The sequence below is a fragment of the Mesorhizobium sp. M0778 genome (assembly GCF_040320105.1).
Classification (GTDB): domain Bacteria; phylum Pseudomonadota; class Alphaproteobacteria; order Rhizobiales; family Rhizobiaceae; genus Mesorhizobium.
Map to the genome: position 1 here is coordinate 194933 of NZ_JAMYPA010000001.1, position 15428 is coordinate 210360.

Sequence of the window (15428 nt, forward strand, 5' to 3'; positions counted from 1 at the left end):
CAATTCGTCGCTGTCTCCAAGGATTGTACGGCCTGCCTTTCCCCGATAGGAGGAAGCCGGAAAGACGGACCTCGATCCTGCCGGGGGTTATCACGGACGGCGCGCCATGCAAACAACCTTGAAAATCGGAACACGCGGCAGCCCGCTGGCATTGGCGCAGGCGCATGAAACGCAGGCGCGGCTGATGACGGCGCATGGCATGCCGGCCGAGGCGTTCGAGGTGGTCGTCATCTCGACCAGCGGCGATCGCATCCAGGACCGGCCGCTGTCGGAAGCTGGCGGCAAGGGCCTGTTCACCAAGGAGATCGAGGAGGCGTTGCTGGCGCGGCGCATCGACATCGCCGTGCATTCGTCGAAGGACATGCCTACGCTGTTGCCCGAGGGGCTGGAACTGGCCGCCTTCCTGCCGCGCGAGGACGCACGCGATGCCTTCATCGGCAAGGCGGCGCGAACGATTGCCGGCCTGCCGCAAGGCGCCAGGGTCGGCTCGTCGTCGCTCAGGCGCCAGGCACTGATCCGGCGGATGCGGCCGGAGATCGACGTGGTGATGTTTCGCGGCAATGTGCAGACGCGGCTGCGCAAGCTCGACGAAGGCATCGCCGACGGCACCATCCTCGCCTATGCCGGGCTGAAGCGGCTCGGGCTCGAAAATGTCGTCACCGACCTGATGCCGCTCGACGTCTTTCCGCCGGCGCCGGGGCAAGGCGCGATCTGTATCGAGAGCCGCATCGGCGACCGCGACGTGGAAGCGATGCTGGCGGCAATCCACGACGTGCCGACCGGCCAGGCGCTGGCCTGCGAGCGCGCCTTCCTGGCGGCGCTCGACGGCTCCTGCCGCACCCCGATCGCCGGCCATGCGACGATATCCGGCGCAACGGTTTCCTTTGCCGGGCTGATCATCTCGCCCGATGGCACGCAGTCGCATGAAGTCAGGCTGGAAGGGCCAGCGCAGGAGGCGGCGCGCATTGGCGCGGAAGCCGCCGCGACCGTTCGGGCCAAAGCCGGCGAAACATTCTTCGACGGCTGGACCTGACATGCTCCGCGTCCTGGTGACGAGACCCGAACCGGGCGCCTTGCGCACGGCGCGCCGGCTTGCGGATGCCGGCTTTCAGCCGATCCTGCTGCCGCTGACCGAAACGGTGGCGCTGCCCGTCGACGTCGGCGCGGTCGCCGATGCGGCTGCGGCGGTCGCGGCCACCAGTGCCAACGGCGTTCGCCATGCGCCGAAAGAGGTCATCGCGGCGCTCGCCGGCTTGCCGTGCCACACCGTCGGCAGGAAGACGGCGGAAGCCGCCCGCGCGGCCGGGTTTCTGTCGGTCAGCGAAGGCCCAGGGAATGCCGAGGCGCTGGCCGATGCGCTTGCTGGTGGTTACGCGGGGCAGACCATCGTCTATCTCTGCGGGCGGGTGCGCTTTCCGGGCTTCGAGGAGCGGCTGCAGGCGGCGGGCGCTCAGGTCCGCGCCGTCGAGACCTACGACACCGTTGTGCTGGATTACTCCGACGAGGCCGTGCTTGCGCGCCTGTCCGCCCGGCCGGTCGAGGCGGTGCTGCTCTATTCGGCCAAGGCGGCCATGGCGATGCAGGCCCTGGCTAGCCGGCCGGCGGTGCGCGGTTTTTTTGAAGAGACGCGCTTTTTCGCATTGTCGGGACGTATTGCCGCGGCCTTGGATGATGCCGCTGGCGAAAGGATCCGGATTGCGCCTGAGCCCAGCGAAGATGCCTTGCTGGGGCTTTTGCAGGCGCGGCGCTGACCGGCATCCGCCTGTTCCGGACGTTGGCATACCTCCTGCGGGCTCCTGAAACATTCCGCAGCTAAGCTGGGGCGATTGTCCGCGACACAGCTATTTTGTTCTTGCTTTGTGCCGGCAGCTATGCTAGAAAATCACTTATGGTGCTGATTCGCCCCAACGACCCGCCGCCGAGGCGGGTTTTTCATTTCTGGTTCCGCATGCCGTGTCCCAAAACCGCTGCGGCGTTTTGCCAAAACTGAACTCCAAGCCGTGGCGTCATCACGCCGCCCCTTTTCACCGCTTGGTGATGTGCTAGACCCTTCAAACCATCCCGAAGCGAATTTTGCGGAGCCCGAGCATGGTCAAGACGCCGAAGATGCGGCATTCCAAGAGCCGCCGTGAGCCGGTGACCATCGATCTCGAGCCCGGCGCCGTCTCGCGAGTCGCCGACGAACAGGATGCCAGCTCGCAGCAGCCGGCCGCGGCGCAGACCTACGAGGCGCGGGCCGAGGAAGCGGCGAACGCATCGCAGCCGGAGCCGCCTGAGGAGCCGGTGCATGCCGACCAGACCGATCTCGAACCATGGGAACATGCCGACGCAGCCGCGCGGGCCGGCACGCAAGAGCCGACGGACGCAGGCGCCGATTCTGCCAGGGAAGCGGAAATCCCTTATCCGGCCGGTTCGGATGCGCCGGTCGGTCGCTTCACGGCTTCCGACTACAGTTTCGAAGATGCACCCAGCGGAACCGGGGCCAACGAACCGAGGATACCAGGTTCCGGCGAGAAGACAGCTGAGACGAGGGACGACCATATGGCAGCGCAGCCGAAGCGGAGCGGCATCAACGGCATCGCCGCCGGTATTGTCGGCGGCGTCATCGCGCTGGCCGCCGCCGGCGGGCTGCAATTTGCCGGCCTGCTCGGGGCGCCGGGGTCGGGCGGCGTGTCGCTCGACCCCGTCAATAGTGAGATCGCTTCGCTGAAACGCGAGGTCGCGGACCTCAGACAGGCCGACGCCAACAATGACGCATCAGCCAAGGTGGACGGGCTGTCGTCGGCGCTGGATCAGGTCAGGGCGGACGTCACGGCGCTCAAATCGGCGGTCGAGCAAGGCGGCGCCGGCGACAATGCCGGGCTGGCCGCACTTGGCGACAAGGTCCGGCAGATCGAGACGGCGGTCGCGGGCCTCGGCAAGGCCGGCGGCACGGCGCCGGTCGATCTCGAGCCGCTCAACGAAAGGCTGGCCGCGCTCGACGCGCTGGTGAAATCGGCCGGCGAGACGGCAAAGGCGCAGGAAGGCCGGCTTGCGGCGCTGGAACAGTCGGTTTCACAGCTCTCGGGCAAGGTCGATGCACAGGCTTCGCAGCCGAAGATCGCGCTGGCCATTGCCGCCTCGGCGCTCAAGGCAGCGCTCGACCGCGGTGCGCCGTTCGCGACCGAACTCGAAACCTTTGCCGCGATCTCACCCGATGCACCCGAGATCGCGACGCTGCGCGCCTATGCCGAAAAGGGCGTCCCAACGCGCGCCGAGATCGCCGCCGAAGCGGACGCCACCGCCAACGCCATGGTCGCTGCCGCGACGCCTGTCGACCAGAATGCCGGCATCCTGCAAAAGCTGCTGTCGAGCGCCGAATCGCTGGTCAAGGTCAGGCCGATCGGTGCGGTCGAGGGCGCCGGCGCCCCGGAAACCGTCGCCCGCATGGAGGTCGCCGTCAATCAGGGCGACTACGCCAAGGCGCTCAGCGAATACGAAACGCTGCCTGAAGCGGCCAAGGCCGCCGGCGCCGACTTTGCCGGCAAACTGAAAGCGCGGATGGAGGTCGAGACGCAGATCGATTCGCTCATCGCTGGCGCGATGAAGGCGTGAGGAACCCGATGATCCGCATCCTCGCCTTCCTTGCCGTCGTCTTTGCGCTCGGGCTCGGGTTCGCCTGGCTGGCCGACCGGCCGGGTGAAATGCTCGTCACCTTCAACGGCTATCAATACCAGGTCAGCCTGATGGTCGCGGCGGTGGCGATCGTTGCCGTGGTTGCCGCGGTGATGATCGTCTGGTGGCTGGTCAAGGCGCTGTGGACCAGCCCCTATACGATCTCGCGCTATTTCCGCGTGCGGCGCCGCGACCGCGGCTATCAGGCGCTGTCGACCGGCATGATCGCCGCCGGCGCCGGTGACGGCGCGCTCGCCCGCAAGAAGACCAAGGAAGCGGCAAAGCTGATCCGCTCCGACCAGGAGCCGCTGATCCAGCTGCTCGACGCGCAGGCCTCGCTGCTCGAAGGCGACCATGAGGGCGCCCGCGAAAAGTTCGAGACCATGCTCGACGATCCCGAAATGCGGCTGCTCGGCCTGCGCGGACTGTATCTCGAAGCCGAGCGGCTCGGCGACCGCAACGCAGCCCGCCACTATGCCGGCCGTGCGGCGGCGGTGGCGCCGCAGCTGGCCTGGGCGGCCGAATCGACGCTGGAAGATCTGACCGGGCGTGGCGACTGGGATGGTGCGCTGAAACTTGTCGACGCCCAGAAGTCAACGCGGCAGATCGAGCGCGACGCCGCTAACCGGCGCCGCGCTGTGCTGCTGACCGCCAAGGCGCAGGCGCTGATCGACAGCGATGCCAATGCCGCCCGGACGGCGGCTCTCGAAGCCAACCGGCTGCGGCCGGATTTCGCGCCGGCGGCGGTCGCCGCGGCGAAATTGCTGTTTCGGCTGAACGACGTACGCAAGGGCTCGAAAATCCTCGAGGCGGCGTGGAAGGCCGAGCCGCACCCGGAGATCGCCGAGCTCTACACCCATGCCAGGCCCGGCGATGCCGTGCTCGACCGGCTGAACCGGGCAAAGAAGCTGCAGGACCTGAAGAAGAACCATGCCGAGGCCTCGCTTGCCGTGGCGCGCGCCGCGCTCGATGCGCAGGACTTTTCAACCGCCCGCCGCGAGGCCGAAGCCGCCATCCGCATCGATCGCCGCGAAGGCGCCTATCTGCTGCTGGCCGATATCGAGGAGGCCGAGACCGGCGACCAGGGCAAGGTGCGGCAGTTGCTGTCGAAGGCGGTGAGAGCGCCGCGCGACCCGGCCTGGGTCGCCGACGGCGTCGTCTCCGACCGCTGGGCTCCGGTATCGCCGATCACCGGCAGGCTCGATGCATTCGAATGGCGAGCGCCGATGGAGCGGCTCGGCCAGTTGATCGACAGCGATGAGGATACGCAGGAGGCATCGGTGCCGGCAATTGCGGCTTCAGCCAAGCCGGTACAGGAAACAGCCGAGGCGATCGAGCACACAGCGGTTGCTGCCGAGACACCGGGCACCGCGACCGAAGCAGAGACCGAAAACCGTGCCGGCGAGGATCATGTGACACCGGTCGCCGCGGCGGCGTTTGCCGCGGTGCCGGACGATGCCGAAGCCGTCGAGCCGGCGCAGGAGTTGACGCGGCTGCCCGACGACCCCGGCGTCGACCCCGACGACGAGGCGGGTAAATCGACGCGCCGGTTTCGTTTGTTCTGATCCGGGTCGAGTGGACCCGGTCTTATTGGGAATGATTTGATGTTCGAACGCGTTCTGTCGTTTCTAAGGGACCTGCCGTCCGGTAGTGGCGCCAGCGCCAGTGCCGACGATCCGCGCGTTGCCGCATCCGCCCTCCTTTTCCACGTGATGAACGCCGACGGCGTGCGCCAGGATACCGAATGGGAACGGTTCAAGAAGGTGCTGGCGGAAAGCTATTCTATCAGCGGCGACGAACTCGATGCGTTGGCGGCTGCCGGCGAGCGGGCCGACAATGAGGCGATCGACCTTTACGCCTTTACCAGCGTGCTCAAGCGCCATCTCGACGCCGAGGCGCGAAAGGCCTTTATCGGCCTGATGTGGGAGATCGTCTATGCCGATGGCGAGCTGCACGAACTCGAGGACAATACCGTCTGGCGGGTCGCCGAGCTGATCGGCGTCGAACGCCGCGACCGCGTCGAGGCGCGCCTCAAGGCGGCGGCCGCGGCTCCTGGTGCTGCCGGAACGTCAAGCGACGAATAGAACAGGATCCCGCCTTCCAATGCCGCCCAAGCCAAGCCCGAGACCAAAGATCCTGATCGTGCTGCATCAGGAGGATTCGATCTCGGGACGGGTCGGACATATGCTTATCGAGGAAGGCTTCGATCTCGACATCCGCCGCCCGCCGCTCGGCGAGGCCTTGCCGCAGACGCTGGATGGCCATGCCGGCGCCGTGGTGTTCGGCGGGCCGATGAGCGCCAATGACGGCGACGAGTTCGTCCGCCGCGAGACCGACTGGCTCAAAATTCCACTCAACGAGAACCGGCCGCTGCTTGGCATCTGCCTCGGCGCGCAAATGCTGGTCAAGCATCTCGGCGGCAGGGTCGAGGGCCATGGCGAGGGCCTCGTCGAAATCGGCTGGTATCCGCTAAAGGCGACTGAAGCAGGCAGCAGGCTGATGCATTGGCCGGAGATGGTCTATCAGTTCCATCGTGAGGGCTTTTCGCTGCCGAAGGACGCAACACTTTTGGCGACGGCCGAAACCTATCCCAACCAGGCCTTCCGCTATGGCGACAATGCCTGGGGCATCCAGTTCCATGGCGAATTGACCCGGGCGATGATGCAGCGCTGGGTGGTGCGCGGCGCCCATCGCTTCGAATTGCCCGGCGCGCAGCCCGGCCGCGACCATCTCGGTGGCCGGCTGATCTGGGACATGCACCTCAAGCGCTGGCTCGGCGAGTTCCTGCCCATGATTTTTGGCAAGCCGGCGCTGCGGTGAAGTCGGTGCATGTCGCCCAAAAGTGTGCAGCGGTTTTGGGAAAACGACATGCACAAACAAACGAACTAAAGCGCGTCGCGCTTTAGTTTCGCCCCCTGAGATGACGCACCTTGCGCAGCTGTGGGAACAGCACCGCCCATAGACCGGCGACAGCGATCGCGCCGACGCCGCCGACCACCACGGCCGGAACCGTGCCGATCAGCGCGGCCATGGTGCCGGCGCGGAATTCGCCGAGCTCATTGGAGGCGCCGACAAACACCTGGTTGACGGCGTTGACGCGGCCGCGAACGTCGTCCGGCGTCCACAGCTGGATCAGCGTCTCGCGGATATAGACGCTGAACATGTCGGTGGCGCCGAGCAGGGCAAGGGCTGCGATCGACACCCAGGTGATGGTCGAGAGGCCGAACAAGACGGTGAACGCGCCGAACAGCGCAACGAAGCCGAGCATGACAAGGCCGGCATGGTTGCGGATCGGGTGTCCGGCCAGCCAGATGGCGACGCAGATGGCGCCGACGCCGGGCGCCGAGCGCAACAGGCCGAGCCCCCATGGGCCGAGTTCGAGGATATCGCGCGCATAGACCGGCAGCAGCGCCGAGGCGCCGGACAGGAGCACCGCGAACAGATCGAGCGAAATCGCGCCTAGCACGATCTTTTCGCTCCAGATATAGCCGAAGCCGGCGAACAGGGTCCGTACCGTCGGTCTGTCGGTCCGGCTGCGCTGGGCGGGCTTCGGGATGGTGAAGATCAGCACGGCGGCGATGAGCATCAGCGCGGCCGCGGTGGTGTAGGCGGCTTCGGCCGAAAGCCCGTAGAGCAGACCGCCGGCGACCGGCCCGACGATGGTTGCCGTCTGCCAGGCGGACGAGTTCCAGGCGATGGCGTTGGCGAAATCCTCGGGCGGCACCAGATTGGCGAACAATGATGACGAGGCCGGCCCGAAGAAGGCGCGCGCGATGCCGAACATGGCGAGCACGATGAAGACCGGCATCGGCCCGGAGAGGCCGCGCAGCGTCAGCAACAGAAGCGCCAAAGCGCAGCCCGCCTCGACCAGCACCGCCAGCGCCATGATCAGGCGGCGTCCAAAACGGTCGGCAACGTCGCCAGTGACCAGCACCAGCAGCAGCGAAGGCAGGAACTGGACGATGCCGACAAGCCCAAGGTCGAACGGGTCGCGGGTCAGATCGTAGATCTGCCAGCCGACGGCGACCGACACGATCTGGGTGGAGAATGTCGAGAGGAAGCGCGCCGCCCAGTAGCTCAGGAACGGCCGATGGCGAAAGGCGGCATAACGCTGGTCAGGCGGTACTTGGGATTCTGTGGTCATGGATCAGGCCCCGTGGCGGCGATGTCGGCCGGCGGGGCACTTCCACGATGGGCGCTGGTCCGGCCAAGAGAGCCTTTAGCGCAGTTCAGCGCAGGGCGCGCGCAAAAATCCGGCCTGGATCAACAATTTCCGCTCCGCCGGGCGTTGCCGCTGGCGGAGCGACCGGACCTGCTCCGAACGCTTTAGGCCGTCGCCTTGGCCTTCCTGCCCCTGCCCTTGACGGGCGCGGGCGGGGCGGCCTTGCGGCCGAGACCGATTGCCTTGGCCAGCTGCGAACGCGAGGCCGCGTAGTTGGGGGCGACCATCGGGTAGTCGGACGGCAGGCCCCATTTGGCGCGATAGGCGTCGGGCGTCAGCCCGAAATGGACGCCGATATGGCGCTTCAAGGATTTGAACTTCTTGCCGTCCTCGAGACAGATGATGTAGTCCGGCGTCACCGATTTCTTGGGATTGACGGCAGGCGTCAGCGGCGCGGCGACCGGCACTGCCGGTTGCCCGAGCCCGCCTATGGAAGCGCTGACGCTGGCGATGAGATCGCCGAGGCCGGAAGCCGGCAAGCGGTTCTTCTCGACATATGCGGACACGATATGGGCGGTCAGCTCAAGCAGGTCGATGTCTTTGCGAGCGTTGTTGTTGTCGTCGGTCAATCTATTTCTCCGTCCGTGGGGGTCGCAGAAATTCCTAGTCGGCAAATCTGCGCAATGCAATGACGCCGCACCACGTCACACATTATTTTGAATAATAATACTAACGGCAGCGCGGGATTAACAACCCTGAGCCGGTGCTCGATAATATCAGACAATCAGCAATATCAGATAATCAGGGATTTGTCGCGCCACAGTCGAAATCCGCCCTCGAAGGCGCGTGTATTGTCGCCGCGTCTGCAATCGGCGGGCAAGTCGGCGAGTTCCTCGACATTGCCGCCGCCGATGACCACGTAATCCGGCTGCATGGCGGCGCGAAGCCGGTCGACCACGTCAAAGACGTGTTTGCGCCATTTCTTCTTGCCGCGCTTTTGCAGGCCGCGTTCGCCGACATAGTCTTCGAAACTGCCGCGCTTCTTGTAGGGAAGATGGGCAAGCTCCATCGGTTGGGCGACGTTGTCGACGATCATCGCGGCCCCGAGGCCGGTTCCGAGGCCGAGGAACAGCATGCGGCCGCCTTCATAGCTGCCGACGGCCTGCATCAGCGCATCGTTGACGACCTTCACCGGTTTGCCGAACTCAGCGGCGAAATCGCAGCCGACCCAGCCCTTGCCGAGATTGGCGGGTTCGGTGAGCGGCCGGTTGTGGTGCACCGGACCCGGATAGCCCATCGAGACGACATCGTATTGCAGCCCTTCGGCCAGCGTCTTCACCGCCGCGACCATCTGCTGCGGCGTCAGCTCCGGTCCGGAAGCGGTCTTGCGCTCGTCGCCGCCGGCGCTGGTGCGGATCTTGACGTGCGAGCCGCCGATATCGATCGCAAGCACGATCTTTTCGGCGTCGGGTGCCGGTCGCTTCACCGCTTTGGCCATCGCTTTCGCCTCCCAGAAATCATTTCGATGGATTGATCCAGCCGTTCGGCGGGCCGAATCCAGTCATCGCTTCGGTCGGCCCCCAGGTCTTTGGCGCGTAGATCGCGGGCGCCGTGGTGTCGCCGAGCACCGGGCCGACGATGCGCCAGGCGAGCTCGCTGGCGTCCTGGCGGGTGAACAGCTGGCCGTTGCCGTTCATAGCGTCGCCGATCAACCGCTCGTAAGGCGGCATGTCGCCCTTCGAATCGTCGAGCGCGGTGAGCTCGACCTGCTCGCCGACCATGTCGTCGCCGGGCGCCTTGCGCCGGGCTCCGATCGAGATCGCCACCTGCGGATCGATGCGGAAGCGCACGTGATTGCAGTCGCCGGGCTTGATTGGATCGAAGACGTCGAGCGGCGGCCGTTTCAGCCGCACGATGACCTCGGTGGCGTGCACCGGCAGGGATTTGCCGGCGCGGATGAAGAACGGCACATCTTGCCAGCGCCAGGTATCGACGAAAAAGCGCACCGCCGCGAAGGTCTCGACCGGCGAGTTCGGCGCCACGCCCGGCTCGTTGAGATAGCCGTCGAACTGGCCGCGCACGACATCGTCCCTGGTCAGCGTCCGGATCGCCCGCAGCACCTGCACCTTCTCGTCGATCAGATCGTCGGCCGAGCGGCCGACCGGCGGCTCCATGGCGAGCAGCAAGAGGATGTTGAGCAGATGGTTTTCGATGACGTCGCGGATGCAGCCGACCTCGTCATAGAAGCGGCCGCGGCCCTCGACACCGAAATCCTCGGCCATGGTGATCTGCACGCTCTCGACGAAGTTGCGGTTCCAGATCGGCTCGAGGAAGGAATTGGCGAAGCGGAAATAGAGCAAGTTCTGGATCGCCTCCTTGCCGAGATAATGGTCGATGCGGAAGATCGACTTTTCGTCGAAGACCAGATGCAGTACCCGGTTCAGCCAGCGCGCCGATTGCAGATCATGGCCGAACGGCTTTTCCACCATCAGGCGTGCGCCCTGGGCGGCGCCCGACTGCTCCAGTCCCTGGACGACGACCTCGAACATGGCGGGCGGCACCGCCAGATAGTGCAGCGGCCGCTGTGCGCTGCCGAGCGCGGTCTTCAGTTTATCGAAGGTCGCAGGCGCCCGGTAGTCGCCGCTGACATAGCGCAGCAGCGACGCGAGCCTTGCGAAGATCTTCTCGTCGATGCTGCCGATGGCGTTGACGATGCCGTCGCGGGCGCGTGCCTGCAGCTTGGCGATATCCCAAGGATCGAAGGCGACGCCGATCACCGGCTCGTTCAGCGTTCCCTTGGCCACCATGGCGTAGAGGGCGGGGAAGATCTTCTTGTGGGCGAGATCGCCGGTGGCGCCGAAAAGCACCAGCGTGTCCGATCGTTCCTGGCTCATGGGCGTGCCTCCCTGTCGCCCGTCACGAGCCGGCCTTGGGTTTTTCGACATGGCCGCCAAAGGCATAGCGCATGGCGGACAGAAGCTTGTCGGCGAATTCGGACTCGCCTTGCGAGGAGAACCTGTCGAACAGCGCCGACGACAGCACCGGCGCCGGCACGCCGGTGTCGATCGCCGCCTTCAGCGTCCAGCGGCCTTCGCCGGAATCCGAGACCCGCCCGCCGAACTGTGTCAGCGACGAATCGGCCTTCAGCACGCCGGCCGTCAGGTCGAGCAGCCACGAGCCGATGACGCTGCCGTGCCGCCAGACCTCTGCCACCTCAGCGATGTCGATGTCGAACTGGTAATATTGCGGGTTCTCGAGTGGACTGGTTTCGGCGTCGGCGGTGCGCTGCCGCTTGCCGGCGTTCGCCGACTTCAGGATGTTCATGCCCTCGGCATAGGCGGCCATGACGCCGTATTCGATGCCGTTATGGACCATCTTGACGAAATGGCCGGCGCCGCTCGGTCCGCAGTGGAGATAGCCGAAGGGAGCGGTTCCGGCGTCCTTGGCAGGGGCGGGCGAAGCGGCGTCGGCGCCCGGCGCCAGCGTTGCGAAAATCGGATCGAGATGCTGCACCGCGCTGTCGGGGCCGCCGATCATCAGGCAGTAGCCGCGCTCGAGGCCCCAGACGCCGCCGCTGGTGCCGACATCGACATAGCTCAAGCCTTTCAAGGCCAGGCGCGCGGCGTGGTCGACGGCCTCATGATAATAGGAATTGCCGCCGTCGATGATGATGTCGCCCGGCTCCATCAGGGCGGCCACCTGGTCGACGATCCGGCCGGTGATCGCCGCCGGCAGCATCAGCCAGGCGCTGCGCGGCTTGGTCAGCTTGCCGACGAACTCCTCCATCGAGGCGGCTCCGACCGCGCCGGCGGTCACAAGCGCCGCGACGCTCGCCGGGTTAATGTCGTAGACGACGCATTCGTGGCCATCGCGCAACAGGCGCCGAACCATGTTGGCGCCCATCCGGCCCAGTCCCATCATTCCTATCTGCATGGTCTCGTCCTGCCTTACTTGAGGGATCGATGATCTAGTGGCTGTGCGGTATCGCCGATGCCGACAGAAAAGTCAGCATTCTCCCAACGGCCGGCATCGGACCAGAAGAATGTGAAGACAATGCTATTGCCCGGAGCGGCGTCGGCAACCGGCAACTCTGCGAGATGGATACCGAAAAGGTTCGCGGCGGTCTCGGTGTCATGGACGGTTGCCCAATTGTCGCTGCTCCAATGAACCACCGCCCGGGCCAGAAGTTCGATGCGCAGCGCCTTGCCTGCCGGGACGGTACGGATCATGTGGTTGAAGCGCCATGCCCTGAGGCACGACACCGTCCTGCCCTCGATATAGCGCTTGACGCCTTGCGGCGGCATGTCGAACACGGCGCCGTCGCGCAGCGAACGCAGCAGCTTGATGTGCTCGGAATGCGCCCAGACCAGCGGCTTGGCGCTGCCGGAGGGGCCGCCATGCCGCAATTCGCGCTCCGGCATGTCGGGACCGTCCCAGACCTGCTCCGGCAGCAGGCCGCCCGGCCCGGCGGAGCCCTCAAACGTGGCGAGCAGGCGTGCCGCACTGTCCCTGCGCCCTGCCGCCAGCTCGTAATGGGCGCGCTCGCCGACCAGCAGCGGCCAGGGCCGGCCCTGGCCGGTTCCATCGAAGGGTGCGCCGTCGGCATGCTCGCCATAGCCGTCGCCATTGTAGCGGTACCAGAGCGGCCCCTGCGGCAGTTCGCAGCGTAATTGCGCGTCGATGACCTTGACCGTGTCGAGGATGCGCGGATCGTCGGCTGCCCTCAGGCCGAAGCGGACCAGCGCCAGCGCATCCGGGCTGACGATCGCTTCGGCTGGGCGGTCCGCATCACCGGGCGGGCGGTTCTTGATCGGCACAAAGCCGTCCTTCGGCGATGCGGCGCCGGCGGTGTCGGGCGGGGCGATGCGGACATAGTAGCCTTCGACGCCGGCTTCGTCGCATGCGGCGGTGCCGGCGACGTAGGTCCAGCGCTCGATCTGATCGTTCCAGATATCGGCGGTTTCGCGCAGATAGTTTGCCGGCTCTGTTTTGCCGGCGGCATCGAACATGTCCGCAGCCCCAAGCAGCGCGGCGATCTCGACGGCAAGCGTGAACGGGCTGTAGCCGGCGTCTTCCTCCCAGCGGTCCTCGCCGGTGACGGGGCCGTTGCGTACGACATAGGCGGCAGCGCGCTCGATCATCGGCATGAAGGAGGAGAGTACCGCAGGCGGCAAATGCCCGGCGCGGCGCAGCGCGTCGGCGAGCAGCAGCGGAAAGGCGCACTCGTCCATCTGGATGCCCGGCCAATAGACCGACCCGTCGAGCCAGGCGTTCTGCGGCCAATGGCCGTCCGGCTGCTGGATCGAGCGCAGATAGCCAAGGATGCGCAAGGCTTCCGCCGGGTCGCCGGCGGCGAGGAATCCGCCGGCGGTTTCGACCAGATCGCGCGGCCAGACCAGGTGATAGCCGCCGAGATCGTCGTCGCCCTTGTTGAAGCCCCACGGGATCGACAGGCTGGCCACGGCTGCTCCGGTCGACGAGCGGTGTGTCGCCAGCACCGCCGTGCTGAGGCGGTAGGGATTGAGGGCGGACACCGCATGCCGGTCCAGCGGCAGCAATCCGGCCTGCCATTGGCGCCATTTGTCGACGTAGGATCCGGCTGCGGGCCCAAAACCTTGGTTCAGGCTGGCGAAAGCAGTTTCCGCCGCCTGTTGCGGCGTCGTGCCGAAGCCCAGCGCCAGCAACATTTTTGGGTTCGCAGCCGAAAAGGCGATCTCACCGGTCAGCGCGACATTGCCGTCCTCGGCCCTGCGGCAGGCCGGATCGAGCCGGCCGCTTTGACGAAGCTGCTGCCAGCCGTCGGAGACGCCGACATAGCCGGCCGCGCACGCCTTCCACGGCCGCGACGAGGCGAGCGCCAGGCAGACGCCGCGTCCCGATGCAAACAGAACAGGCTGTCCTTCATGGTCGTCGATCCAGGCAGTGTTGCCCATGCCGGCATTGACGAGGTGCGGCGCCAGCAGCGCGTAGACGCGGTAGTCGCTGGCGGCACCCTTGAGCGACGTGAACATGATCTCCTGCAGCAAGACGGGACGTTCCGGATCGGTGAGGACGCGCTTCTCGATCCGGTAGCTTCCATCGGCTGCGGTGTTGACCAGCCGATAGGCAGGCACCCCGTCCTCGAGGGGTTCGATGCGATGTTCGGCGTCGCGCTTCTCTTCGGAGAAATAGCCGTCGGGTCCGGTGACGATCAGCCCCAGATCGCGGGTGCATGCGCTGTCGAGGCGGGAATAGTAGATCTCGTTGAGGATACCGTGGCTGATGGTGAACCAGATCGGGCAGGCCGGCGACAGCGCGGTGCCGACGCCGCTCTTGGCGCTCGACGTCCAGCGCGCCGGAATGCCGGGTGCACCCGGGGCAAGGTTCACTGCCATTTAATCGGTCTCCATCGCCATCCCTAGACCAGGAGTCGAACCGGTTTCAATGATTGCACCGCAAGTTGATCGTCGGCCATGGATTGATGTTGACAGCTTGCTGGCTATCTGCATTTGTCTGATAATAGATAAAAAACAGCATTGTGAGCGTATCAGCCATTAGCCACCAGCCAGCCATTAGCCACCAGTAAGACAGCAACTCACGGGAGGAGTATGACATGAAGAAAATATTCGTTTTGGGCGCCCTTGCAGCGATGCTTGCCGCAGGCACCGCGCTTGCCGATACCAGCGGCAAAAAGATCGCTTTCTCCAACAATTACGCCGGCAATTCGTGGCGGCAGGCGATGCTGGACAGCTACGGCATCGTCACCAAGAAGGCAGTCGCCGACAAGGTGGTCGGCGCCGCCGACGTCTTCACGACGGCCGACAAGGAAGTGCCGACGCAGGCAGCCCAGGTGCAGAACCTGATCCTGCAGGGCTATGACGCGATCGTCATCAACGCGGCATCTCCGGATGCCCTCAACGGCGCCATCAAGCAGGCCTGCGACGCCGGCATTGTCGTCGTCTCCTTCGATGGCATCGTCACCGAACCCTGCGCCTACCGCGTCGTCGTCGACTTCAAGGACATGGGCAAGCAGGAAGTCGAGCAGATGGCCAAGTTCCAGCCCAAGGGTGGCAATCTGCTGGAAATCCGTGGCCTTGCCGGCACTTCGATCGACGATGCCATCCATGCCGGCATCCTCGAAGGTGTCGCCGCCCATCCCGAGTTCAAGATCGTCGGCTCGGTGACCGGCGACTGGGACCAGACCACGGCACAGAAGGCCGTAGCGACGATCCTGCCGTCGCTGCCGGATGTGGTCGGTGTCGTCGACCAGGGCGGTGACGGCTACGGCGCGGCGCAGGCCTTTGCCGCCGCCGGCAAGCCGCGCCCGACCATCATCATGGGCAATCGCCAGGACGAGTTGCAATGGTGGAAAGAGCAGAAGGAAAAGGACGGTTACCAGACCTGGTCGGCTTCGATCGCGCCAGGCGTATCGACGCTTGCCTTCTGGGTGGCGCAGCAAGTGCTCGACGGCCGCACCGACGTGCCGCACGACCTGCTGGTTCCTTATCTCGCCTTCACACAGGACGATTTCGAGGCAGCGTTGCCGAAGATTCCGAAGGGCGGCGTCGCCAGCCACGAATACACGCAGGAAGACGCCGTCGCGGCGATCAAGGCCAACATCAAGTGAGCATGG

Annotated in this window: 13 protein-coding genes; 7 read left to right on the forward strand and 6 right to left on the reverse strand. The window is 65.7% G+C overall.

Translation table 11 applies throughout. The features are described 5' to 3' along the window. Positions 1 to 106: 106 nt before the first annotated feature. From hemC to NKI22_RS01050, 6 genes are all read left to right on the forward strand, one after another. The gene (hemC, locus tag NKI22_RS01025) at positions 107 to 1033 is read left to right on the forward strand and encodes a hydroxymethylbilane synthase (protein WP_352814954.1); all 927 of its coding nucleotides are present in this window, start codon (positions 107 to 109) and stop codon (positions 1031 to 1033) included. Position 1034: 1 nt separating this feature from the next. After that, on the forward strand, positions 1035 to 1751 hold the full coding sequence (locus NKI22_RS01030; RefSeq protein ID WP_023721375.1) for a uroporphyrinogen-III synthase: 717 nt from the start codon (positions 1035 to 1037) through the stop codon (positions 1749 to 1751). Between the two features lie 337 nt (positions 1752 to 2088). Further along, a complete protein-coding gene (locus tag NKI22_RS01035; protein WP_023721374.1) occupies positions 2089 to 3594 on the forward strand; it encodes a COG4223 family protein in 1506 nt (501 codons plus the stop codon). An 8-nt stretch (positions 3595 to 3602) separates the two neighbouring features. Further along, positions 3603 to 5219, forward strand: coding sequence for a heme biosynthesis protein HemY (locus NKI22_RS01040; protein ID WP_352481013.1), 1617 nt, complete (start codon positions 3603 to 3605; stop codon positions 5217 to 5219). Between the two features lie 39 nt (positions 5220 to 5258). Beyond that, on the forward strand, positions 5259 to 5738 hold the full coding sequence (locus NKI22_RS01045) for a tellurite resistance TerB family protein (RefSeq protein WP_352481012.1): 480 nt from the start codon (positions 5259 to 5261) through the stop codon (positions 5736 to 5738). A 19-nt stretch (positions 5739 to 5757) separates the two neighbouring features. Continuing rightward, positions 5758 to 6474, forward strand: coding sequence for a glutamine amidotransferase (locus NKI22_RS01050; RefSeq protein ID WP_352958151.1), 717 nt, complete (start codon positions 5758 to 5760; stop codon positions 6472 to 6474). An 82-nt stretch (positions 6475 to 6556) separates the two neighbouring features. Here the strand turns inward: NKI22_RS01050 and NKI22_RS01055 are convergent, their stop codons facing one another. The 6 genes from NKI22_RS01055 to NKI22_RS01080 all read right to left on the reverse strand — a co-directional run bounded on the left by NKI22_RS01055 (position 6557) and on the right by NKI22_RS01080 (position 14190). After that, the gene (locus tag NKI22_RS01055) at positions 6557 to 7798 is read right to left on the reverse strand and encodes an MFS transporter (protein WP_023721370.1); all 1242 of its coding nucleotides are present in this window, start codon (positions 7796 to 7798) and stop codon (positions 6557 to 6559) included. A 182-nt stretch (positions 7799 to 7980) separates the two neighbouring features. Next, the gene (locus tag NKI22_RS01060; protein ID WP_023721369.1) at positions 7981 to 8445 is read right to left on the reverse strand and encodes a Ros/MucR family transcriptional regulator; all 465 of its coding nucleotides are present in this window, start codon (positions 8443 to 8445) and stop codon (positions 7981 to 7983) included. A 164-nt stretch (positions 8446 to 8609) separates the two neighbouring features. Continuing rightward, positions 8610 to 9314, reverse strand: a complete 705-nt coding sequence (locus NKI22_RS01065) for an ROK family protein (RefSeq protein ID WP_023721368.1) — start codon at positions 9312 to 9314, stop codon at positions 8610 to 8612. A gap of 19 nt (positions 9315 to 9333) precedes the next feature. Further along, positions 9334 to 10710 (reverse strand): glucose-6-phosphate dehydrogenase, encoded by a 1377-nt coding sequence (gene zwf, locus NKI22_RS01070; protein WP_352494084.1) that lies wholly within the window; start codon positions 10708 to 10710, stop codon positions 9334 to 9336. Positions 10711 to 10732: 22 nt separating this feature from the next. Beyond that, a complete protein-coding gene (gnd, locus tag NKI22_RS01075; RefSeq protein ID WP_023721366.1) occupies positions 10733 to 11749 on the reverse strand; it encodes a phosphogluconate dehydrogenase (NAD(+)-dependent, decarboxylating) in 1017 nt (338 codons plus the stop codon). A gap of 14 nt (positions 11750 to 11763) precedes the next feature. Further along, positions 11764 to 14190: a glucan 1,4-alpha-glucosidase gene (locus NKI22_RS01080; protein ID WP_023721365.1), complete on the reverse strand. Its 2427-nt coding sequence runs from the start codon at positions 14188 to 14190 to the stop codon at positions 11764 to 11766. Positions 14191 to 14408: 218 nt separating this feature from the next. Here NKI22_RS01080 and NKI22_RS01085 point away from each other — a divergent pair, with 218 nt between their 5' ends. Beyond that, positions 14409 to 15422, forward strand: a complete 1014-nt coding sequence (locus NKI22_RS01085; RefSeq protein ID WP_023721363.1) for an ABC transporter substrate-binding protein — start codon at positions 14409 to 14411, stop codon at positions 15420 to 15422. Positions 15423 to 15428: the final 6 nt, after the last annotated feature.